Consider the following 24566-nt stretch of genomic DNA (forward strand, 5'->3'; position numbering starts at 1 on the left):
AAGCAGGGGGGCAGAGGAGCAGGGGGGCAGGGGAGCAGGGGAGCAGGGGAGAGTTGTTGTACAAGTTCTTTCTCCTCCGCCCCTCTGCCCCAGATAGTATTGCATTTTTATTTTGATCGAGACTACTTTCTCCTCTGCTCCTCTGCCCCTCTGCCCCTCCGCCTCTTCTACCCTATGCCCCACTTCCCAATTACGATAAACTGTCTCAAGTGAGTGAGCAGGGGTGAAAATGAGCAATATCGCCAGCCATCGCCGCGATCGCAGGTCTTGGCTTAAAATACCGAAGCTGTTGTTTGCTTGGCAGCAAGTATTTAAAGAAGCACGTACCCGAATTTTGTTCTGGTATTTGCTGATTTTGGCGATCGCATTTCTCATTGCCATTCCAGCTTTTCGCTATCATCTTTACCAGCGCATTGACGAACGGGTTCGCCAAGAGATGCTAGAAGATATGGCAGCTTTTAATGCCTTAATTAATGGTGAAACCTTTGCTCCAGAGGATGCACTGACTGAGGACGATCCAGAAGACATAGTAATTGAACCAGACCAGTTGAAATGGTTGCTCGCTGGGAAAAAACAAATCGCTCCTCCGGCTTCCAAAGAAGATTTGATCCGGCTTTTTAGAGCTTATCTGTTGTATCGACTACCAGAGGATGACTCTTACTTCATCACCTTTATCGATGGTAAATTTTACAAATCTAGCCCTAGAGCGCGTCCTAAACCCCTTGCCAAGGAATCACCACTGATGCAAAGGTGGGCAAAACAAACTAAACCTGAGCAGGGAGAAAAAGAATTTTCTGACCCAGATGTTAGTAAGATTCTTTACATGGTGGAACCGATTAAAATTAATGGAAAAACTCAAGGAGTCTTTGTGGTTGCCCATAATACAACTGGGCAGCGGGCAGAGACTTTAGAAGCAGTTTCTGTGATTATTGAGGTTTCTAGCTTAGTCTTTGTCGTGTCCTTAATTCTGGCTTGGTTTGCAGCGGGACGAGTGCTAGCTCCTCTACGTGTAATTACGACGACTGCCCATGCGATAACTGAGTCAGATTTAACCCAACGTTTACCCGTACAAGGCAAAGGCGAACTGGCAGAACTAGCAACAACATTCAACGAAATGATGGACAGACTAGAGTCAGCTTTTGCCAGCCAGCGGGAATTTGTCAACGATGCAGGGCATGAAATTCGGACTCCTATCACCATCATTCGCGGACATCTAGAACTGATGGGAGATGACCCCCAAGAACAAAAGGAAACCTTGGCATTGGTGATGGGAGAATTAGACAGGATGAGCCGTTTAGTGGATGATTTGATTTTGTTGGCAAAGGCAGAACGCTTAGACTTTTTGCAGTTGGCGACGGTGAATGTCGCAGAGTTAACCCAAGAGTTATTTGTGAAAGCCCAAGCGTTAGGAGAGCGGGACTGGCAAATAGATGCAGTGGCAAAGGGTCAGATTATAGTCGATCGCCAAAGAATTACTGAAGCTGTGATGAATTTGGCGCAGAATGCGACTCAGCATACTATCAAGAGCGATACGATTTCCATAGGTTCTGTTATCGCTAAAGGAAAAGTCCATTTCTGGGTACGCGATACAGGCGAAGGCATTCCCCTTGTAGATCAAAAACGGATTTTTGAACGTTTTGCTCGAACTTCTAAAAGTCGTCGTCGTTCCGAAGGTGCGGGATTGGGGCTATCAATTGTCCGAGCGATCGCCGAAGCACACGATGGAAAAGTATTACTTCGGAGTCAGCTAGGAAAAGGTTCGATGTTTACGATCGTTTTACCCCTCGATCCTCCCAAGAGGGAATTTCAAGAAATATAGCAGGAGGTGTGGGAGGTGTGGGAGGTGTGGGAGGATGGTGAAAAAATCTTTCCCCCCTCTCTCCCCACACTCCCCACACTCCCCTACCTCCTCTGCCCCCCTGCCCCCCGCCTCTACCTATGCCTCACATTCTCATCGCTGAAGATGAACCCCGGATTGCCTCATTTATTGAAAAAGGATTGCGATCGCAAGGATTTACAACAACAACAGTTGCCGACGGACTGCATGTGGTAGATGTTGTACACAGTGGAGCTTTTGATTTACTAATTTTGGATCTGGGATTGCCTGGAAAAGATGGATTTCAAGTGTTGGAAGAACTGCGCGGACAGGGAGAAGATTTGCCTGTAATTATTCTCTCGGCTCGCAGTGACGTTCACGATAAAGTTGCTGGACTAGAAGGGGGTGCAGATGATTATGTCACCAAACCCTTCCGATTTGAAGAACTTTTGGCGCGGGTAAAGTTGCGTTTGCGAACTGCTAAGCCTGTAAGAGATGCCCAAGAGTTTACCTTGATTGCGGGTAATGTGGTACTGGATTTGCGGACTCGACAAGTAAAAGTAGGCGATCGCTTTATAGAATTACCTGCTCGTGAATTTACAATGGCGGAAATGTTTTGCCGCCATCCCGGACAAGTTATCAGCCGCGAACAACTGCTAGATTATGTTTGGGGCTATGACTATAATCCAGGTTCTAATATTGTCGATGTCTATGTCGGTTATCTCCGCAAAAAATTAGGCAGCGACATCATTGAAACAGTTAGAGGAATGGGTTATCGCTTGCGGATATAACAAGTACAGATAGACAATTATGCAATACCAAATTTTTGTTCAAAGCCAAAAAGATAACTTTGTGGCATCAGTGGTTGGAATGCCGAATGTAATGGTTGAGGCGAATACAGAAGAGGAAGCAATTTCCAAGATAAAATCTGCGCTACAAGCACAATTAGCGACAGGTAAGTTTGTGACTATTGAAGTTAATCCTAAAGAAATTCCTCATCAAAAAATAACTCAAATGAGGTATGCAGGAATATTTGCTAATGACCCAACATTTGACGATTTCATGGAAAAATTAGTTGCTATCCGCAAAGAATTAAATGCAGCTAAAGATGAGTAATGACAATTTATATTTTAGATACAGACCACTTAAGTCTTTATGGACGAAATCACCCCATCCTCGTCGCAAAGCTATTAGCAGCTAAAGTACAACTAACAACAACTGCAATTAATGTTGAAGAACAATTAAGAGGGCGTTTGGCTCAAGTTGCGGAAGCAAAAGATGGAGTTTTACAATCAAATGCTTATCAGCGACTCATTGAAACAGTTATGCTACTGTCTGAGTTTAATATTCTTCAGTATGATGAAAAATTCCAAGATATTTACCAAAACTTTAGAAACCAACGCATTCGTATCGGCACTCAAGATTTACGCATTGCATCCATAGTCCTTGCTAATAAAGGAATCCTCTTAACAAGAAACCTGGGAGATTTTGAGAAAATTCCAGGACTGACTATCCAAGATTGGACAACTTAGCTTTTTATCTTGTAGTTACATTATTAGCCCAAATTGCTAGTACCAGCTGTGGATGATTGGGCGTTGTTACAAGAATTTCATAGACACGGACAGAGGCTAGCGATTATTATCATCACAGCTAGTAAAGACGATCGCCTTTAATCATGGCGCAAATTACTATATCAGCAAGCCATTTCGTTTCTGTGATTTGCTGGAACCGATTCAAACCCATTTCAATCGCGGTTGAGTATGAAACAGCACAATAACTTTGATAAACTGGCTTGTGGATGTTCAAACAGTGGCGTCCAGCGATTAAATAATTTTGGGTATTGGTTCAGTCATCTGAAAGTTGGTCAAAAAATAGGTGTTGGATATGCACTGGTAGTTAGCATTGCTGTGCTGGGAACTACTATGGGTTTTTTGATTGCAGACCGTTACAAAATGAAGGCGCAAAAACGAGAAGTAGCAGCGTTTGAAGAACTATATCAAGCGTCTCAATTGAAAACAAGTGTGTTTTATGTACGCACCACTCAACACCAACTGATTCTCTACATGGATAGACCAAAACTATGGGAAAAAAATTACGCTGAATTATTGGATTATGTTGCCAAAGTCCGACAAGTGTGGTCTGAATTAACAGCAAATTACACTATACAAAAACCCAGTAAATATTATCCTGTAAATAAGCAAAAAGGCTTCTACCTTTTGTTGCAAAATTATAAAAATTTTAGTGCTTACTTACACCGTACAGAAGCTTTTTTTCAGGGTAATAATCCCAATAAATTATCACCATCTGAAATTAAGACAGCGCAAACTCAACTGTTTAATTTTATGCATGGCTCGCCAGTTTTTTTGATGGATAACTTTCTCAATGACATCACAAACCTGGTAGAAGTTACAGCCAAAGAGTACGAACAAGCCAAACAGGAACTACAAATTGCAGAAAAATTACGCTTATATATTATCGTTGGTAGTCTTTCATTATCAATTGCGATCGCCACATTACTAGCAATTTACACCAGTCGCGCCATTGCCCGCCCCATCCAAGCAGTCACTCATATTGCCCAGCAAGTTACCGAAGAATCTAATTTCGATTTACAAGCACCCGTCACAACTAATGATGAAGTCGGTATCTTAGCAACTTCCCTGAATCGTCTTATCCAGGAAGTTCAGCAACTCATCAAAGCCCAAAAGGATATTAACGAACAGCTAGAAGTATACAGTCAGGTGCTAGAAAAGAAGGTGTCCGAACGGACACAGGAATTAAATGAAAAAAATCAACGCTTAGAATTAGCTTTAGAAGAATTGCGTTCTACCCAAGCAAATCTAGTGAAAAATCAGCAGACAACAGAGGTACAGGGAGATAATGATTTATAACTATAATTTGCTATGGTAACCAACTTTGATTTATAAAAAAATTATCAGTAATGAGCAAACATAAAATTTTAAAACCCGAACAAAGTTATACCTTTAGTCAATATTTTTTGCTGCCTAATCCAACAATAGATGTATTGGCTGAGTTTGAGTACAGCTACAATCGCACTGAGCTAGAATTGCCAAAATATTTGGGCGAAATTACCTATTTAGAGTTTTTACAAAATTACTTACAGCGAAATATAAAGCTATTTAACCCAACGGCTGAGATATCAATACGAGAATTTTTAATTGCACCTATCTTTGCTGAAGTGTGCGAACAGACACAGGCTCAATTATATAGTGAGTATCCGATTAATGTTAATGAAAAACTCAAAGGAACTTTGGATTATTATTTACACAAATCTAACTCTCTATTAGTAATTGAAGCCAAACAATCAGATATCAGAAGAGGATTTACACAGCTAGCAGTAGAATTAATTGCTTTAGATCGCTCTTTAGATGCTGAATCATGCATTTTATATGGAGCAGTAACGAATGGGGATGATTGGAAATTTGGTATTCTCCATAGAGAAGAAAAACGCGTTACAGAAGATATTAAACTTTATCGCGTTCCTGAAGGTTTAGAAGATTTGCTACGGGTACTAGTAGGCATACTTTCATCGGATTAAAAGCAAACAGTCAACAATCTCGTTGTTTTTAGAATTATACAGCAGATTGCAGCTTAGTGAGGTACAGATAATTGTAAGGGCGTACCTATGTACTCATTTACCTGAAATACGCTGTAAACATTATGAGAATTTTCTCATAAAAGCTTCATAAAATACTCATCAAACATTGAGAATCTTATTAAACATGGGTTTAAAATTCTAAACCCCAATTCAAATTGGCTTTAGACTCAGTTATTTATGCGCGATTTGTACATAATTTATTATGATTCAAAAGGACAAGCTCCACTGAATAATTGAGGGATATTGAGCCATGAAACTGATGGTATATTCCCACGATGGCTTCGGTCTCGGCAATATTCGCAGAATGCTAGGAATCTGCACTCACTTATTAGATTCAATTGAAAAACTTTCAATTTTAGTAATTTCTGGTTCGCCAATGCTACACAGCTTTCGGCTGCCGAAAAGATTGGATTATATCAAGTTACCGTGCTTAAATCGTGGAACATCAGGTGAGATGTTTGTCAAGTATTTAGGGATAGAAATTGATGAAACAGTAAAATTGCGATCGGAGTTAATCTTATCAGCGATCGCCAATTTTAAACCAGATGTCTTTCTCGTAGACAAAAAACCCTACGGTGTTCGTAATGAATTAAAAGCCACCGTCGAATATCTGACAACAGAATTGCCGGAAACTCCTTTAATTTTAATACTGCGCGATATTTTGGATCGCCCAGATGCAATAATTCCAGAATGGCAAAAGCACGGTTACTACGAAGCAATTGAGAAATTTTATCACCGCGTGCTTGTTGTTGGGACTCCAGAAATTTTTGACATTCGCCAAGAATATCAACTACCGCCAATGGTGGCTCAAAAAGTGCAGTTTTGTGGCTATATTCGTCAACAACTGGGATGCAAAAGCCCAAATTTCATCCGCAGCGAATTAAAACTTACCAAAGAAGAACAACTCATTTTAGTTACGCCTGGTGGTGGTGAAGATGGTTACAGTTTAATTGATACTTATCTATCAAGTTTGGCATTACTGCCTACACGTTATCAACTGCGAAGTTTAATTGTATGTGGCCCTGAAATGCCACTAGAACAACAAGCTGCACTAAAACACAAAGCAGCTGTATATTCGCAAGTGGAAATAGTCGAGTTTACTAATGATTTAATGAGTTATATTGCTGCCGCAGATGTGGTAGTAGCAATGGGTGGATATAATACAACTTGTGAAATTCTTTCAGCGAGCAAACCAGCAGTTATAGTACCCAGAATTCGGCCATCACAAGAACAGTACATTCGTGCAGAACATTTAGCAAAGCTAGGTGTTTTGGCCGCTATTCACCCAAACGAGCTGACTCCAGATATATTACTGCGATCGCTGTTACAACAACTGCACATTCCCAACATTTCCATTCCAGAAATTAATCTCAACGCCTTGCCCAAAATTAGCCAATACATCTCCAGCTTACTTGCAAAAAAAAACAGTCTGATTCAATTTTGCTGCCAGTAACCGAAACAATTACCTGATTTAGCGATTAGTTCAAGTCAAAAGTAAAAAATATTAATTTCAATATTTATTTTACTTTTTGATCTTTGCCTTTTAACGTGAAACTTGTTCATTAAATCGAAACTAACGAGGTAAAATTTCATGAAACGTTTGATGTTTTACTGCCAACATATTTTAGGTATGGGACATCTAGTTCGCAGTAGGGAAATTGTACGCGGTTTAACCAAAGATTTCCAAATTTGTTTTATTAATGGCGGTGAAATAATTCAAGGATTTGAAATTCCTGCTGGTGTAGAAGTCATTAATCTACCTGCAATTAAAACCGATGCACAGTTTACAGAACTGGAAGTAGTGGATGATGCCTTTAGCCTTAACGAAGTCAAAGAAATCAGAAAAAATCTGCTTTTGAAAATTTTTAATGAATTCCAGCCTGATATTTTGGTAGTGGAATTATTCCCTTTTGGCAGAAAACGGTTTTCTTTTGAATTACTTCCTTTACTCGAATTAGCGAAATCAAAGAAAAACTCAACGAAAGTTGTTTCTAGCTTACGAGATATCGTAGTTATTAAACAAAACAAGCAAGCAAAGCATGAGGAAAAAGTTTGCAATTTAATCAATAAATATTTTGATACCTTGCTGGTTCATGGTGACCCGGAATTTGTTCCATTAGAAGAAACATTTTCGAGAGTCAATGACCTCAAATGCGAACTATATTACACCGGATACGTGGTGCAAGAACCACCGAATAATCCTGTTTTCAGCTATGAAGATACACAAATTCTTAAATCAGATAAACCCCTGATTTTAGCCAGCGTAGGAGGTGGTAGATTTGGTCATGAATTACTTGATTGTGTAGTCAAAACAGCACCTTTTTTAGAGAAAATATTACCGCATAACATCCAGGTGTTCGCGGGGCCATTTATCCCAGATGCAAAATTTAATGAACTGCAAGCACTGGCAAGAGATAGCAAAAATATCCACATTCGTCGCTATACTCCTTACTTGCTAAGTTATATGAAGAAAGCAGAACTCTCGATAAATATGTCTGGCTATAACACCACAATGAATATTTTAACCACAGGTGTAAAAGCTATGATTCTTCCGTTTACAGGTAACGAAGATCGAGAACAAACCATTAGAGCCGAAAAGTTAAGCGATTTAGGAATCGTCAAACTTCTCAATCCTCATGAGTTGCAACCTGATTACTTGGCTATCAAAATTATCAATTACCTCAAAGAAAAACACGCTAGAATTAGCGTTGATTTTACTGGAGTTGAGAAAACTGCAACCATTTTAAAGAATCTAGTTGTTAAGCAACAGATTGCTTAGAATTTAGAATTCAGAATTCAGAATTCTGAATGGATGAAATTCAAAAAATCATACATTAGCTCCGGAAGATCCCCCCAACCCCCCTTAAAAAGGGGGGCTTAGTTCCCTCCTTTTTAAGGAGGGTTAGGGAGATCGAGTCTTAACTCAAGTGTATTGAATTCTAAATTCTGAATTCTGATTCCTGACTCACATAACAAATCATGGATAAAACTAAAGTTTGCATTACTACACTTGAATATCCCCCAGATATTGGTGGTGTTGGTGAATCGGTGCATCGAATTGCAAAGATGCTAATTAATAACGGTTATGAAGTTCACGTTGCAGTTTTTCGCTCGAAACAACGCTTAGTTTCTGATGGAACTCGCAGACGAGCAGGTTGCACAACGACGGTTCGAGATGGCGTATTTGTGCATCGCATTAAGTCAGCAATTCGCAGCGATGTTACAGAAGTCCAAGAATTTTTTAGCGAAATTTATCTTCAAATCAAATATTTACATCAGAAATACAGTTTTAATTTGTTTCATGCTTTTTTTCTCAATGAAACAGGTTATGTAACCACGCTTTTAGCAAAAGAAAATGACATTCCGGTAATCAATAGCGTTCGCGGTAATGATTTGCATAAGCATATTTTTCATCCTAAAAACCATGCTCAAATTGCGTGGATTTTAGAAAATTCTGATTGGGTAACATTTGTCAGTCGCGACTTGCTCAAAAGAGCTAGTATTATCGCTCCAAGTGTAAAGTTAAAGTCATCAGCTTTTTGGAATTCTATTGCACCCATCAATTTTGAACAACTCCCCACACCATCTTTAGTTAAGGAATTGTCAGGTATTGTTATCGGTTCATTGGGTAGGTTTCGAGACAAAAAGGGAATTGAATTTCTCTTAGATGCCTGTGCAGAGTTGGGGAAAGAGTTAGATTTAACACTGTTGCTGGTAGGTGATTTTATTGAGAAAGAGCGAGAATATTGGCAACAGCAAATACAGCAAAGTCAAATTGGTCATCACCTCCGCATCACTGGAATTACCAGCCGTCAAGAAGCTTTAGCTTATCTGCCACACCTGGATATTTTTGCAATTCCCTCTGTGCATGACGGTTGCCCGAATACCCTCTTGGAAGCAATGTCAGCCAGCCGAGCAATAATTGGCACTCGTGTAGATGCGATCGCTGAAATTATAGAACACGGTGTAGACGGTTTGCTAGTCAACCCTGGCAATACAGAAGAATTAACTGCTGGACTGCGATACTTAGCCACTCAACCACAACTACGGCAAAAGTTCGGCGCGGCAGCGAAAACAAAAGTAACTCAACAGCTTGCGCCATCAGTAGAATACCAAAACTGGATCGAGGTTTACCAACGAGCCTTAGGAACTTTGGATGCAGCTTTCTTAGGCGAAATATCCTTTGTGTAATGCTTTTCGAGTCGATTGTTGACGCTGAACGCGCTAATACCGCAAGGCGGAATTCAAAATTAATGCTGCGTAAGCGTTTCGTTGATTTGGAACGATGTGTTTTCTGCCGATCTCTACTAATCTCTTAGAGTCGCAACTCAATTGCATCGCCTTGCAACTCAATTGCATCGACTCGCAACTCAATTGCATCGCCTTGCAACTCAATTGCATCGACTCGCAACTCAATTGCATAGACTTGCAACTCAATTGCATCGACTTGCAACTCAATTGCATCGCCTTGCAACTCAATTGCATCGACATGCAACTCAATTGCGTGCGCTTGAAAGCTCAAGACGCGATTCATCGCGTCTCTACAAGTGGTCTATTTGTCGCACGCAATTAATTGCGTCTCTACCCATTCCCCATTCCCTATTCCCCATTCCCCATTCCCTACTATATGAACAAACCACAAATCACTATAATTGTTTCCCAGCGAGAGCGATTTAGTTACACCCGCGAATCGCTAGAAAGCATTTACCAAAACACCGAACTACCTTTTTCTCTAATTTATGTAGATGGCGGTTCGCCGCAACATATCCACCGCTATCTGCAACAACAAGCCCAAGAAAAAGGATTTCAATTAATCCCCACACAACGCTATCTTTCACCAAATCAAGCCCGCAACCTGGGTTTGCAACAAGTTAAAAGCGAGTATTTAGTATTTATCGACAACGATGTAATTGTCAGTCCAGGCTGGCTAAACTCCTTACTCGAATGCGCCCAAGAAACGAAAGCTACTGTAGTCTGTCCCCTGACTTGTATCGGCAAACCTTTGGGAGAAACAGTACATTTAGCGGGTGGCGAAGCTCATATTGTTGTGGAACAAAAGGAAACTAAAATCAAACGCCGAGTACATGAAAAACATTACTTTGTCAATCGCAAAGTTGTTGAGGTACGGAATCAACTTTATCGCCAACAATGCGAGTTTGCCGAGTTTCATTGTATGTTAGTTCGCACTGAGATTTTCCGGCGAATCGGACTGTTAGACGAAAAATTGCTGAGTACGCGGGAACACATCGATTTTTGTCTTACGGTGGCTGAAGCTGGAGGCACTTTTTACTGCGAACCGACTTCGGTAGTTACTTATGTACCAGGGCTGAAGTTTGAATTGTCAGAACTAGCATTTTTTATGCTGCGTTGGAGTAATGCTTGGGAAATTGCGAGTTTACAACACTTCGCCCAGAAGTGGCATTTGACGGTGAATGATAACTATTTTAAGAAGCGCTATCAACGGATGGGACATCGCCGCCATCAGGGATTTTTGAAGCCATTGTTAAATAGCCTCACCTTTGGGCTAAATCCTTCGTGGTTGCAGAAAATAGCGATCGCTCTGGAAACAAAATTAAACTATTACATTAGCGATCGCTACAGTCAAAACCAAATTACGCCCAACACAACCAAACCCATCCGCGAGTTAGTGTCTCTCGTTCATTCGCTGGAGGGAGATAAGTAATAATGGCGGCTAGAGATTCCAAAAGTTTGAGGGCAGCTTTACCGGGAATTGTGAGGATTTTGCGGCGATTTTCTCCCCAGTTGAGCAAACAAAAGGCGCTGCTGATTGTCTCTTTTGCGGCGCTGATGGCTGAGATTTTCTTGCATTTGCTCGAACCCTGGCCGCTAAAGTTCATTTTTGACTATATTCTTGTCCCTGGATTTGAGCCTCAATCTTTGGGAATTCCTCTGTTATCAGGGTTGGGACGATTTGGTCTATTAACAGCTTTGACATTGGGGTTAGTAGCGATCGCTTTACTGCGGGCTACTGCTGCTTACTTTAGTGTAGTGGGGATGGCGCTGGCAGCTAGCAATGTTTTGACTGAAATTCGCTCTCAACTTTACAGCCATTTGCAAAACCTTTCGCTGTCATTTCACCACAAAGCCAAGACGGGCGACTTAATTACCCGCGTTACATCCGACATCGAACGGCTGCGGGAGGTGACGGTGATGGCAGTATTACCGCTGATTGCCCATTCCCTCACCTTAGTGGGGATGATATTTGTGATGTTCTGGCTGAATTGGGAGCTAGCACTAATAGCCGTCGCCGTCTTTCCGTTATTTGTTTTTTTCACCATACGGTTGACAAAACGCATCCGCCAAGTAGTGCGATCGCAACGTCAACGCGAAGGTGCAATGGCAGCAACAGCAGCAGAATCCATCGGCGCCATCAAAGTTGTGCAAGCCCTTTCGCTGCAAAATATGTTGGAGAATAGCTTTTCTCGCCATAACCGCCAAAGTTTAAAAGAAAGTGCCAAAGCCCAAAGATTAGCAGCCGGTTTAGAACGGGTGGTAGAACTGCTAGTAGGCATTGCCACTGCTTTGGTGTTATGGCGCGGCGTGCAGCTGGTATTAAAGCGAGCAATCACACCAGGGGATTTACTTGTATTTGTCAACTATCTGCGGATTGCTTTTAAGCCGATGCGCCAACTTGCCAAATATACCGGACAAATCGCTAAAGCAACCGCCTCCGGCGAACGCATCCTAGATGTCCTAGACACAGTACCCGACATCCGCGATGCGCGGGGAGCAACGGACGCGCCGCCTTTGCGGGGAGGCGTGCGTTTTGAAAATGTCAGCTTCGCCTACGAACCCACAAAAACAATCTTGCATAACATCACTTTTGAAGTGCAACCCGGTCAACGCGTCGCCTTGGTGGGGCCATCAGGTGGCGGAAAATCCACGTTAGTAAGTTTACTGTTACGCCTTTATGACCCATTGTCGGGGCAAATTTTAGTTGATGGTCATGACTTGCGCCAGTACAAACTGCAATCTGTCCGCCAGCAAATTAGCGTGGTGCTGCAAGATACGATTTTATTTGCTGCCAGCGTCAGAGATAATATCGCCTACGGTTGTTTGGGCGCTTGCGATCGAGAAATCGAACAAGCTGCGCGTCTGGCAAACGCCCACGATCTTATTATGGCCTTACCTGAAGGCTACGAGACAATATTGGGAGAGAGAGGGGCGACACTTTCCGGAGGACAACGGCAGAGAATTTCCATTGCTCGTGCTGCCATTCGTCAAGCTGCGATGGTAATTTTAGACGAGCCGACCACTGGCTTAGACAACGAAAACGAACGCACCGTCAACGAAGCACTCGATCGCTTAACTCACAAACGCACTACCTTTGTAGTGTCTCATAACCTGAGAGCGATCGAACAAGCCGATTTAATCTTTTACATCGAAAACGGCCAGATTTTAGAACAAGGTACTCACAACCAATTGCTGCACTCACGTGGACGCTACGCCGCCATGTATACCTGCGAGAAGGCAGTGGGGACTGGGGACTGGTGACTGGGGACTGGGCAAGCAAGAAGTGTGGGAGGTGTGGGAGGTGTGGGAAGAGAGGGGGCATAAATTCTCTTTCCCCCCACACTCCCCACACTTCCTTGTCTCCTCTGCTCCCCACACTCCCCACACTTCCTTGTCTCCTCTGCTCCCCACACTCCCCACACTTCCTTGTCTCCTCTGCTCCCCACACTCCCCACACTCCCTCATCTCCCCCATGCCCAATGCCCCATGCCCCATGCCCAATTTAAAAAATAGTCAATCTATACTTACCCTGTTCCTGTGGATTCTTGGAAGTAACAACTATATAGTAGGTATCATCTTCAGGTAACCTAGCTCGGTCGATTAAAGCGGTATACACGTCACCTTTGTCTTTATTTTGATCTATGGCTATGGTTTGCCCTTTAGAATTGAGCAAAGTTATGTAAGGAGAAAACTCTTCGTCAACACTATCAACACGAATGCTGATCAGCTGATTTTTTCTTCCTTGAAAATTAGAAACATTGTAAGCTCCACCATTTTGTTTCAAGGTAGAACTGTTGGCACTTAGTTGACCTGATTCATCTAAAGTATAGCTAGCTCTATCATTCCTCAAAGCCAAACTATAGCGACCTACTTCTCCGGGATCTTGGCTAGTAACTGCAATCTTGTAAGTGCCATTCACAGGCAATCGTGCAAAAATAAAGGCATCATCGCCACCACTGTTTTTGTCTAAAACACCTTTTCTAACGATGATATTATTATCGGGATCGTGCAAAAACAATAACGGTTTTAAACTTAAGTTATTTGTTCTGCGGTTATCATTACTGCCAATAAGCCTAATTTGCACTAATTGATTTTGTCTACCTTCAAATTCGTAAAAATGGAAATATCTACCTTGAGATTGAAAGTCATTTTTATCCAAAATACCCAACGCGACATCTACAAAGTTAATTTCTCTATAAACAGGTGCTGGTGACTCCTGAATATTTTGGTTGTTTACAGCTACATTAGTACTTGGCCTGCGAACTCTAGCCGAACTACCACTAGAACGATTGGTGTTTGAGCTAGCAACTCTCCGTCCAGAAGATCTAGAACCACTATTACTAGCACGATTCTCGTTTGAATTAGAATTAGCAACTCTCCGTCCAGAGGATCTAGAACCGCTGTTATTTGCAGTTCTAGAGGAACGCTGTGAATTTCCTGTATTAGACGATATACGACGAGTTTGCTGTTGTATTGGTGACTCAACAGATTGTTTCCGTCTTGGAGATGTTACCGCATTAGAAACAGGAATCTGCTCAATTCCTTTCTTTACTGCTTCTGGCTGTCTCTCATCTGGAGATTTAGCAATTAAAAAGTTTTGAGAATTTTGAGGTTTTCCCAAAGCACTGATAGGCAGCCCATTACTTGCGATCAACAAACTACTACTCAAGCAGCAAATTAAAAATTGATTTAATTTGCGACTATAGCTGTTGTTTTCTCTTAGCATGATTACGCTCCTAATTTTGCTGACGATTTTATATTTAGGGAATAAATTTAATATTTCCTGTTTTTACCCCAGTTAAATCGAGTTGGAATTTTATCTAGACTAAATTGAAATTCAAATTATTCATTTTTTAACTATTCTGAATTCTGAGTCCTGAATTCTGATTTCTGATTTCTTGCCTCAATTTAGACTACCAGAGTAAATTCCAAGTTGGTAGGTATATACTGACCTCCAAACTGAAATCACTGGTTTTCGGATTTTTGTCGATATATTTTTACCAAACTCAGCCATAATGATGCTTGACTACTATATCGAGAATGGATATGTAGAATTAACGCCGATCGATTACTTAGAAAGGCATTGTGCGATCGCAACTTTTTTCAAGTTATGTAAATTGTTGAATACCCGATGAGGTAAGGAAATTGGCGATTTGGATGGTATCTCGGTAAGATTAACTAACAAGAGAGATTATACTGCATGACTTAAGATGAATATATACCCCCAATATGGAAATGGATTCCCAGTATGCTTTGTTGTGTGAATCCCGACTGCCAAAAACCCCTAAATCCTGATAAAAACAAGTATTGCCACAATTGTCGAGCGGAATTGATACCCCTACTGGGAGGTCGCTATCGTCCGACTCAGGTATTATCAGATGAAGGCGGATTTGGTAGAACCTATCTAGCGGAAGATGTACACAAGCTTAATGAATGCTGTGTTGTCAAACAATTTGCACCAAAACTTCAAGGAACCGGCCCGTTAACAAAGGCTGTTGAATTATTTAAACAAGAAGCCAGCCGACTTCAACAATTAGCTGGACATCCGCAAATTCCGACTTTATTGGCTTATTTTGAGCAGAATGGCTATTTATTTTTAGTACAGCAATTTATTGATGGACATAATTTGCTCAAAGAATGGCAAACGCGGGGGAACTATAACGAAATAGAGATTCGAGAACTTTTGCTAGATTTATTGCCGGTGCTGAAATTTATTCACGCACTGGGAGTGATTCATCGGGATATTAAGCCACAAAATATTATTCGCCGTCAAAGTGATGGGCGATTAGTATTAATTGATTTTGGAGCTTCTAAGCAGCTATCAGCAACAGTGCAGACTAAAATTGGCACTGTCATAGGTTCCCACGGTTACACAGCACTAGAACAACTGCAAGATGGCAAAGCTTACCCAGCCAGTGATTTATTCAGTTTGGGAGCAACTTGTTTTCATCTGCTGACTGGGGTTCGCCCATCTCAACTGTGGATACAGCAGGGTTATGGTTGGACTACATCCTGGCGACAATATTTGAACCCTCCAGGTAAAGATGTAATTACTGTGTCTGTTCAGTTGGCTGAAATTTTCGATAAGCTGTTGCAACTCGACATCCAAAAGCGCTATCAATCAGCTGATGAAGCGATCGCTGACATAACATCAAAGCTACCACCATTGCCATCAATTCCGCCAACTATACTGACGCCAACATTTACAACTACTTCATTAAATACAGCCCCAGCTTCACCAAAACCAAATAACAAACGAAACACGACTCCATTTTTACCAAAACTAAATAACAACCTCAAAACTCCAGTGCTGTTAGGTACTAGCGTTTTGGTGTTAGGACTAGGGGGAGTTTGGTATTTCCAAACTCGTCCCAACGAAATGACCCAGCTTTCCGAACCAATTTCTCAGCCTGTCAGTTCCCCAGCAAAAAACATCTTGGAAGTCCCTTATTTAGCCAAATCCCTTCCAGGGCATTCCAGCGATGTGAATTCCGTAGCCTTTAGTCCCGATGGTAAAACCCTTGGTAGTGCCAGTGACGACAAGACAATCAAGCTATGGAATGTCGCAACTAAAGAAGAAATCCACAGCCTCGAAGGACACTCCAATTGGATTTGGACTATAGCCTTTAGTCCTGATAGCAAAACCCTCGCCAGTGGAAGTGCGGACACGAAAATAAAACTGTGGAATGTGGAAACAGGAAAGTTAATCCGCACCCTCGAAGGACATAATGACGGAGTTACCTCGGTGAGTTTCAGTTTTAATGGCAAAACCCTCGCCAGCGGAAGTGCTAGTAAGGATACGAAAATCAAACTGTGGAATGTGGAGACAGGAAAGTTAATCCGCACTCTCGAAGGACATACCAATGGCGTTCAATCTGTAGCCTTCAGTCCTGATGGTAAAACCCTTGCTAGTGGTAGTTGGGATAAAACAATTAAGCTGTGGAATTTGGAGACAGGAAAGTTAATCCGCACGTTAAATGGACATGGTGGTTCGGTTCTTTCAGTTGCTTTCGATCCTGATGGCAAAACTCTTGCCAGTGGCAGTAATGACAAAACAATTAAACTGTGGAATCTAGAAACGGGAAAGTTAATGCACACGTTAAAGGGACATAATGATAAGATTAACTCCGTCGCTTTTTTGCCAAAGACAGCTTTAAATAATATCATCCTTATAAGCGGCAGCAGTGACAGGACTATCAAACTTTGGAATCCAATCACAGGAATAAAAATCCGCACTTTAGAAACTGGTTCTGGATATATTTATGCTGTTGCTATTAGTCCAGATGGACAAACCATTGCTGGTGGTGGAAGTGGTGAAAATATTTTGAAAATTTGGCAGACAATTCAATAAAAACTGCTGATTGTAAATTAATGGTGAGCTTGATATCAGTGGAGGGGTATATTGTGATAATATCCTCCACAGGATTAAATTTTTTAAATTGGAACAATATCAAAATCTCCGCTGAAACCTAGAAATTTAGGTTTTAATCTAGGTTTTTTGTTGCCACAAAATTATCTCAAAACTAAAAATTTATGATTAATATATTTTTCCTGCTGATACTATTTTCTTCCCTGTTAGGGCGAATTAAATTTCCGGGACTCAATATTGGTATTCATTATTTATTACTGCCCGCTTTCAGCTTTGCTATAATTAGTTTGTCTTTAAAAGATACAAAAGAATTTATTAAAAAAAATAAAACTACTTTGATATCTGTGGGAATATTATATGTATGGATGTGGGTTTCGTCATTAACTAGTCAATTCCCCAGTACCGCGATTACTTATAGTGTTAAATATTCTAGTTATTTTATATTATATTTTGCTTTTCTCGTCTTAACTTTTAAAAAACTCAAAACCTCATCTTTAACATTTTACTATCGTTGTATATTGTACTTGTTAGAAATAATTGGAATTTTGGGTTTTTTAGAAGCTTTAGTTCCAAATCACTGGATTTTTGAACTATTAAAATTTCCGAGCTTTTATCCTCAAATTGGTTCAATAATGCAAAACCCGAATCAGTTTGGAGTAATAATGGGTATTGGTTTATGTTTAAGTCTAACTTTAGAAAAACAAAATAAAATTTCTCCAATTGAGTTATATATAAGTGAATTTATTTTTTTAATCTCCTTAGCTTTGTCTGCCAGCAGAAATGCTTGGCTGATTTTTCTGTTTGGTTTAATTATTTTATTGGGATATAAAATAATTGATATCAAAAAAGCGATCGCTATTATTAGTCTATGGCTTTTGTGTATTCTAACTATACCAGTATCTACATATAGAATAGGTTTGGGAGATAGTAAAATATTTCCATTAATTAATTTATTTTCAACAAATCCGAGTGAGATTGTGCTTCCTAGTCCTGTAGGAACAGCACTATCGAGGTTTGCTCTTTGGAAGGCAGCTATTATCGAAACTATTAAAAGACCGGTGACTGGTATAGGTGTAGGAGTTTTTGCAGAACATATAGGAACCAAAGTTTTTGGCCCTAAAGGTTTCCACGCACACAATATATTTTTAAATGTGCTAGTAGAAGAAGGAATTCCAGGATTATTGATTTTTACTAACTTTTTAGTAATAATTGCATCTAAAGTTAAATATGCTAATCCCGTGGCGATCGCTCCGATTATGATGTGTTTAGCATCTCAATTGCCAGATTTTTTTGCAGAAGATTATACCTTTACAACTATTGAATTTTATTTTCTAGCAGCAGCGATAAATTCTAGGAAAGTTATGCCAGAAAATTCCGAAATGCAATCTCTGACTCCGCTACTTAGTTCGGAACTCTAATAAATAATTTTGTCATCTTAGCTAATAGGTTAAATTAGTTGCAATGCCGAAAACAAATACGAGAAATAAATATCATTTCCAGCTAATATTTCCCAATATATTTGGTTTTAAGGGAGGGATTCAAGTTTATTCAATATTTTTGCTCAGAGCATTACAAGATTTATATCCTGAAGCTAATTATGATGTGTTTCTCAAGTACGATAAACGCAATTTGAAGAAAGATCCAAATTTGGAATTTTTAAATTCGACAAAATATCATTATTTTGGACATTTACCAAGATTATTGCAAACTATTTTATTTGCGAGGAAAATAATAACTTTTGGTATTTTGCAACGTCCTACCATAGTTATATCAACCCATGTAAACTATGCCACCGCTTGTTATGCTCTCAAACGGATAACGGGAATTCCTTATTGGGTAGTCGCTCATGGCTTAGACGTTTGGGAGATTGATAGTAAAATTACAAAATTAGCATTAAAAGAAGCAGACAGAATTATTAGTGTCAGTAACTACACTCGCCAGCGTTTGCTTTCAGAAACAGATATCGATCCTCAAAAAATTGTGGTTTTGCCTAATACATTTGATGCTAAAGAATTTCAAATTAAGCCAAAACCAACGAAATTACTCAAGCGCTACAATTTGAGAGATGACCAGCCTGTAATTCTAATGGTAACGCGCCTGGGACGCATGGCAAAATATAAGGGGTATGACCAAATTATTCATGCTTTAGTGAAAGTGCGATCGCAGATTCCAGATGTTCGCTTTATTCTTGCAGGTAAAGGAGATGACTTACCTCGAATTAAAGCTTTGATTAGCAGCTTAAATCTAGAAGATTCTATTACCATTGCCGGATTTGTACCCGACGAAGAATTGTGCGCTCATTACAATCTCTGCGATGTTTTTGCGATGCCTAGTAAAGGTGAAGGATTTGGTATTGTTTATCTAGAAGCTTTAGCTTGTGGTAAACCCGTGTTGGCTGGTAATCAAGATGGTTCTGTAGACCCATTGGCCCAAGGAAAATTGGGATGTTTAGTTGACCCTGATAACGTCGAAGAAATTGCTGATAATCTCATTCAAATCTTGCAAGGTAATTTTTCTAATCCAGTAGTTTATCAACCAGAATTACTGCAACAAAAAACTATTGAAGCTTATGAATTTAGCCGATTTCGTGCAAGATTAGCAAAGTTATTTGGTTTAGTAGAGAATAGAGAACAGGCAATAGGTAAGAGGCAATAGGCAATAGTAAAGAAAGGCTTTTGAGTTGTAGTGAGTTTTTTAGCTAATCAAATATGAGTACTATATTAGTTAGATTAGTGGCAATTGAGGAAAATAATTTGGTTATTTGAAAAATGCAAGATTCAGTATTTGTTATATTTCTGGTTTTTGGATTTATTTGGGTTTTGATGGGAGTTGTAGGCTGGATTGCGTTTTTAAAATCTGAAGGTGAGGAAATTAAGTTTGGGCAGTGGGGACTTGTAGTTGCTATTCCAATCTTAATACCAATAATTTTTACTCTGATTATTGGTGTCTGGTATCACTAATTCCAGCAATTAACTATTAATCGCACTCCTGACCAGAATTACTGTAATTTCTACACCAGAGGCGATCGCTTCTGGAATATTACCTTGAATCGCTTGCTGCAACAATCCCTCGCGTGAAGCGCCCACAACTACGACATCATAACCTTCAGTTTTCACTAATTTAATCACACCTTCGGCAACTGAATCAGCTTGTACTCCCAGAGCAACAACAGTACTAGACAATTTCCTTCGGCGCATTAACTCACGTATAGCATTTTCTAAAACTGCCATGTTTGGCTGCAACTCAGATGGCTTAAACACCTGTGTCAGCCGAATTTTTGGATTATTTCCCAAGGTAATTAAAGCCGGAAGCAATTTAATCGCTACTCGTGAATTCGGACCTCCAGCCATCGGGACTAGCCAACGGTTGAAGGAGTGGGGAGTGGAAGAAGACGCAAAGAGCGTTTGTGATAAATTCCTGTTGTCCCCGCGTGCTGGTGTCCCCGCATCTTGGGAAGTTTTGCCCAACTTGACTAAAACTACTTCGCAGGTGGCTTGGCGAATTATGGTGTCTACGACGTTGCCAAAAATCCGACCTGGGGTAGATGTGTTACCTTTCCACCCCATTAGTAGTAGGTCGATGTGTTGTTCGTTGATTGTCTCCAAAATTGCCTGGGCGACATCGTGGGTAACTCGAATTTGTGTGTGGAGGGGAATTTGCCACTTTTTCGCTAATACTTCTGCTTTGCGGAGGAGACGGCGACTTTTAGCTGTTCTTACCTGTGTCTCAGATGGGGAACTGTGGCGCGACACGAGGATTACTTGTATGCACTCTATTTCATAATGACGATCGCGGGCAATGGCAGTTGCCATTTCCAATAAAATCGCCGCTGTTTCGGGATTAGCTACCGGCACTAATAATCTACCTCTACCAATGCTGGGCGATCGCGTTTGGTAAACTACATAAGAAGGCTCTGAGCGCAGTTTCGGTTTCCTGTCATTAGCATTCAAATGGCCTGCTTCCGCCCGAATAATATCTGCACGGGTAATAATCCCAATCAGTTTTCGTCCATCCACCACTGGTAAGCGGCTGATTTGATAGCGATCGAGTAAATACAAAACATTGCTCAAAGTGTGGATTGGTGTTACTGTCATTGGGACAGCTGTCATAATTTCTTTTAAAGAAAGATCGTTGGCTAGATTGCGATCGCGGATTTTCAGCAAGTCAGTTTGCGTTACAATTCCGACTAACTTGTTATCTTCTACTACAGGAAAACCCCGATGATGCGAACGGGCAAAAGCTTGTATGGCTTCTTCTAAGCTCATCTGTGCATCCAAAGTTTCCACCCGTTCTTGCATCACATCTTTGGCAGTTAATTTAGTTAATGCTCCCTCCACAGCAATTTCTTTGGTGAGAGTAATACCTTTCAATTCCAAAAGTTTTTCATAAAGCGAACCAGGCACCGCCTTCTCCGCAACCAAATAAGCTGCTACACAAACAATCATTAAAGGTAGCACCAAATTGAAATCTGTAGTCATCTCAAACACAATCACAATTGCTGTGATTGGCACCTTGGAGACGGCGCAAAAAAATCCACCCATACCCGCTAGGGCATAAGTAGCCGGCGAACCCGCTCCTGTAATATGAAGCTCCAATACACCGATGATGTGTCCTAAGCAAGAACCCAAAATCAGACTAGGAGCGAATAACCCCCCTGGCGCTCCCGAACCAAATGCTACCAGTGTGAGTACGAACTGTGCCCCAAAAGCGATCGCTGCTACATAGGGATGGGCTACTCCAGTAATTACATATTCTCTTAACCCAGTATTATCGCGGAATGATGGCGGAAGCATTGCCACTACAATACCGGAGATAAATCCAGCCAAAGCTACCCGCAGCGGTAAACTGATATGCAATCGTTGATAACATTTAATACTAAATATTATTCCCTGGTTAAACAATCCACCGAATAACCCTGCCAAAATACCCAATACTAGGAAAAAAGGAATTTCCGGGATAGAGAATTGGCTGGAAGATTGCACCAATCGCAGGTTTAAGTCTAAACTGCCACCACCTAAAAGTCGGGATATCACCCCACCAATAAAGGAAGCAATAATCGCAGTTCCCAGAGTCAGCCCGGATAAATCCTGGAGTAACTCTTCCACGATAAATAATACACCTGCGATCGGCGCATTAAAAGCAGCTGCCAAACCTGCACCCGCCCCTGCTGCAATCATTTGCCGCCGATGATCTGGAGAAGTGGGAACCCAGCGACTCATCCCTGCTGCCAAACCTGCCCCCACTTGGACAGTAGGTCCTTGGCGTCCTATAGTCATACCGGAACCGATGGCGATGATGGCACTGAGTAACTTCACACCAGCCACGCGCCAAGATAACCTGATGGGTACATTAGCGAGACTTGCTTTAACTTGGGGGATACCGCTACCAGAAGCCTCTGGTGCCAACCTTTCCACCAGCCAGCCAGCCACAAACCCCAGAACAAGACCAACTATCGGCAGTGCCAGCCATACAGGTAACAGCCTAGTACTGTGGACTCGCCACGTCCCCAGCCATCCCGAACCCACTTTCAGCAACACCGCAGATAAAGCCGCAACCAGACCAATAACACAAGCTTCAGCGATCGCTAAACCTCTTCTAGGCTGCCACCAAGTGCGAAAGCGCTGATTCAGAACAGGAAGAGACATAAAGGATTGGGGAGGTGGGGAGGTGGGGAGGTGGGGAGGTGGGGAGGTGGGGAGGTGGGGAGGTGTGGGAGGTGTGGGAGGTGTGGGAGGTGTGGGAGGATGGTGAAGAGATTTTTCCCCCCTCTCTCCCCACACTCCCCCATCTCCTCATCCCCCCATCCCCCCATCTCCCCATCCCCCCATCTCCCCTAATTACTTCTCCCAGTCGTGGATAGCCCTTCGACTATAAGAGATGGAGTATAACAAGAACCATTCCAATCAGCATCGTTGCCGAGTGTAACTGATTGCTTGAGAGCTGCGTAGACATTACCTGCAACCATCGTATCCTTAACGCGTCCAATTACGTGACCATTTTGGACGCGGTAGCCTAAATCAACGTTGATGGAAAAATCTCCAGAAATACTGCCGCCATTACCCAGCATTTGATCCACAATTAAGCCATCATCCAACTGTTCGATCAACTCTTGTAGCGATAACGATCCTGGCTGGATGAGAAAATTAAATAAACCAGGGGTGGGATAGCTGCCTAAACTGGGGCGAAAACCATTGCCAGTGGTGTAAGTATTTAGTTGGCGACCGGTAGTGCGATCGCCATAGAAATTCTCTAAAGTTCCGTTTTGGATAAATACTAAAAATTGAGTCGGAGTGCCTTCGTCATCAAAAGGGCAACTGTAAGGGCCAGCTTGGGGATCTTGGTACAGAGTGAGGCTTGACGCCATGACTTCGGTACCTAAGCGTTCTGCCCAAGGGGAAGCTGCTTCTAAAACTCGCTTGCCGTTCAAAGCTGCTTGCACGGTACCCCAAAGCATATCGGCGGCTTTAGAAGTAAACAAAACTGGGACGCGGCGATTGGGCGATGAAACATTTTCTCTTGCCCAAATTAAGCGCTGTAAAATTTGGTTAGCTAATGTATCTGGATGGAGTTTCCCCCGCTGGGTTTGACCATCAGAAACGCTCAAAAAATCATCACCCCGCACCCATTCTGCCGAGATGTAGCAACTGAGGGTAGTGTCGGTGTAGTGGCAATCTAAGCCTTTAGTATTAACTAGCCTAGTAGTTTCAACATCACATTCCCAGTCGCCATTGCAGACAACATCCGGATAGGCATCGCGGATGAGTGCGATCGCTTCCTTGCCCCAATCTACTAAAATCTCTATCGGCACACTTTCCCCTAAATCTGGGTAAGATGGCTGAGAATTAGAGCCTAATTCCACTGCTTCCGGCTGATTAAGTTGGCTCAAAGCCAAAGCTTTTTCCACCATCACTTGGGCTGGGACAGAACCGTAAGCCACCGTCAGTCCTGGACGCCCATTTCGCCAAAGCCGCAGCGCTGTACCTTCAGATTGGCTGGTTTCTAGCTGCTTGAGTCGGTTTGCCTCAAAAAAAACTGGACGAGAAAGGGAGTGTGATTGGTACACCTCAGCTGCTTCTGCGCCAGATTTTATGGCTAGTTCCAGCAGTTCTTCCGCTAGTGTATCTTTTGACAAATTTTCAGAACCCATGACCCTTAGTGAATTGTGGATTTTGAACCGCATATCAACGCCAACAGACGCAGATAATTATCCAAAAAATCATCAGCCCGTTTTTGCAATTGCAATTTTCAACCACAGATCGACACTGATGGACGCAGATAATTATCCCAAATCATTGCCATGTCTCAACGTTTCTTATGCGATCGCAATTTTTGGGCATGGGGCATGGGGTATTAGAGGTGTGGGGGGTGTGGGAGGTGTGGGAGGAGAGGGAGGTGTGGGAGGTGTGGGAGGAGAGGGGGGCATAAATTCTCTTTCTCCCCACACTCCCCACACTCCCCACACTCCCCACACTCCCCACACTCCCCTGCTCCCCTGCTCCCCTGCCCCCCTG

The 24566-nt window shown here is 41.7% G+C and carries 20 protein-coding genes; 15 read left to right on the forward strand and 5 right to left on the reverse strand.

Going from position 1 to position 24566, the window contains the following annotated elements:
• Positions 1-229 precede the first annotated feature (229 nt).
• The 9 genes from NSTC745_RS27410 (at position 230) to NSTC745_RS27450 (ending at position 9623) form a co-directional block, all read left to right on the forward strand.
• On the forward strand, positions 230-1819 hold the full coding sequence (locus NSTC745_RS27410; protein WP_445633803.1) for a sensor histidine kinase: 1590 nt from the start codon (positions 230-232) through the stop codon (positions 1817-1819).
• Positions 1820-1938: 119 nt separating this feature from the next.
• Positions 1939-2607 carry a response regulator transcription factor gene (locus tag NSTC745_RS27415; protein ID WP_445633804.1) on the forward strand — a complete coding sequence of 223 codons (669 nt, stop codon included), beginning with the start codon at positions 1939-1941 and terminating at the stop codon, positions 2605-2607.
• Between the two features lie 19 nt (positions 2608-2626).
• Positions 2627-2932, forward strand: a complete 306-nt coding sequence (locus tag NSTC745_RS27420; RefSeq protein WP_445633805.1) for a type II toxin-antitoxin system HicB family antitoxin — start codon at positions 2627-2629, stop codon at positions 2930-2932.
• Positions 2932-3348 carry a type II toxin-antitoxin system VapC family toxin gene (locus NSTC745_RS27425; protein ID WP_445633806.1) on the forward strand — a complete coding sequence of 139 codons (417 nt, stop codon included), beginning with the start codon at positions 2932-2934 and terminating at the stop codon, positions 3346-3348. The genes NSTC745_RS27420 and NSTC745_RS27425 overlap by 1 nt, the downstream gene beginning before the upstream one ends.
• 228 nt (positions 3349-3576) lie before the next feature.
• The gene (locus tag NSTC745_RS27430; RefSeq protein WP_445633807.1) at positions 3577-4704 is read left to right on the forward strand and encodes a HAMP domain-containing protein; all 1128 of its coding nucleotides are present in this window, start codon (positions 3577-3579) and stop codon (positions 4702-4704) included.
• Between the two features lie 50 nt (positions 4705-4754).
• Positions 4755-5372 carry a hypothetical protein gene (locus NSTC745_RS27435; RefSeq protein ID WP_445633808.1) on the forward strand — a complete coding sequence of 206 codons (618 nt, stop codon included), beginning with the start codon at positions 4755-4757 and terminating at the stop codon, positions 5370-5372.
• Positions 5373-5682: 310 nt separating this feature from the next.
• Entirely contained in the window at positions 5683-6885 is a 1203-nt protein-coding gene (locus NSTC745_RS27440; RefSeq protein ID WP_445633809.1) for a glycosyltransferase family protein, read from the forward strand.
• 138 nt (positions 6886-7023) lie between these two features.
• Positions 7024-8211 (forward strand): glycosyltransferase family protein, encoded by a 1188-nt coding sequence (locus NSTC745_RS27445; RefSeq protein ID WP_445633810.1) that lies wholly within the window; start codon positions 7024-7026, stop codon positions 8209-8211.
• Between the two features lie 200 nt (positions 8212-8411).
• The gene (locus NSTC745_RS27450; RefSeq protein ID WP_445633811.1) at positions 8412-9623 is read left to right on the forward strand and encodes a glycosyltransferase; all 1212 of its coding nucleotides are present in this window, start codon (positions 8412-8414) and stop codon (positions 9621-9623) included.
• A gap of 124 nt (positions 9624-9747) precedes the next feature.
• Here the strand turns inward: NSTC745_RS27450 and NSTC745_RS27455 are convergent, their stop codons facing one another.
• Positions 9748-9966 carry a hypothetical protein gene (locus NSTC745_RS27455; protein WP_445633812.1) on the reverse strand — a complete coding sequence of 73 codons (219 nt, stop codon included), beginning with the start codon at positions 9964-9966 and terminating at the stop codon, positions 9748-9750.
• A gap of 93 nt (positions 9967-10059) precedes the next feature.
• Here NSTC745_RS27455 and NSTC745_RS27460 point away from each other — a divergent pair, with 93 nt between their 5' ends.
• The gene (locus NSTC745_RS27460; RefSeq protein WP_445633813.1) at positions 10060-11115 is read left to right on the forward strand and encodes a glycosyltransferase family 2 protein; all 1056 of its coding nucleotides are present in this window, start codon (positions 10060-10062) and stop codon (positions 11113-11115) included.
• 2 nt (positions 11116-11117) lie between these two features.
• The gene (locus NSTC745_RS27465; protein ID WP_445633814.1) at positions 11118-12947 is read left to right on the forward strand and encodes an ABC transporter ATP-binding protein; all 1830 of its coding nucleotides are present in this window, start codon (positions 11118-11120) and stop codon (positions 12945-12947) included.
• A gap of 241 nt (positions 12948-13188) precedes the next feature.
• Here the strand turns inward: NSTC745_RS27465 and NSTC745_RS27470 are convergent, their stop codons facing one another.
• The gene (locus NSTC745_RS27470) at positions 13189-14412 is read right to left on the reverse strand and encodes a peptidase (protein WP_445633815.1); all 1224 of its coding nucleotides are present in this window, start codon (positions 14410-14412) and stop codon (positions 13189-13191) included.
• 522 nt (positions 14413-14934) lie between these two features.
• On the opposite strand from NSTC745_RS27470, the gene NSTC745_RS27475 reads away from it, so the two are divergent.
• From NSTC745_RS27475 to NSTC745_RS27490, 4 genes are all read left to right on the forward strand, one after another.
• Positions 14935-17037: a protein kinase domain-containing protein gene (locus tag NSTC745_RS27475; RefSeq protein WP_445633816.1), complete on the forward strand. Its 2103-nt coding sequence runs from the start codon at positions 14935-14937 to the stop codon at positions 17035-17037.
• A 182-nt stretch (positions 17038-17219) separates the two neighbouring features.
• Positions 17220-18473: an O-antigen ligase family protein gene (locus NSTC745_RS27480; RefSeq protein ID WP_445633817.1), complete on the forward strand. Its 1254-nt coding sequence runs from the start codon at positions 17220-17222 to the stop codon at positions 18471-18473.
• A 43-nt stretch (positions 18474-18516) separates the two neighbouring features.
• On the forward strand, positions 18517-19710 hold the full coding sequence (locus NSTC745_RS27485) for a glycosyltransferase (protein WP_445633818.1): 1194 nt from the start codon (positions 18517-18519) through the stop codon (positions 19708-19710).
• A gap of 113 nt (positions 19711-19823) precedes the next feature.
• Entirely contained in the window at positions 19824-20015 is a 192-nt protein-coding gene (locus NSTC745_RS27490) for a hypothetical protein (RefSeq protein ID WP_096534355.1), read from the forward strand.
• Between the two features lie 9 nt (positions 20016-20024).
• On the opposite strand, the gene NSTC745_RS27495 is transcribed toward NSTC745_RS27490, so the two are convergent.
• The 3 genes from NSTC745_RS27495 to NSTC745_RS27505 all read right to left on the reverse strand — a co-directional run bounded on the left by NSTC745_RS27495 (position 20025) and on the right by NSTC745_RS27505 (position 24535).
• Positions 20025-22700: a chloride channel protein gene (locus tag NSTC745_RS27495; protein WP_445638702.1), complete on the reverse strand. Its 2676-nt coding sequence runs from the start codon at positions 22698-22700 to the stop codon at positions 20025-20027.
• Positions 22701-22888: 188 nt separating this feature from the next.
• A complete protein-coding gene (locus NSTC745_RS27500; protein ID WP_445633819.1) occupies positions 22889-24202 on the reverse strand; it encodes a TldD/PmbA family protein in 1314 nt (437 codons plus the stop codon).
• Positions 24203-24367: 165 nt separating this feature from the next.
• Entirely contained in the window at positions 24368-24535 is a 168-nt protein-coding gene (locus NSTC745_RS27505) for a hypothetical protein (protein ID WP_445633820.1), read from the reverse strand.
• Positions 24536-24566: the final 31 nt, after the last annotated feature.

It is taken from the genome of Nostoc sp. DSM 114161 (genome assembly GCF_052692665.1).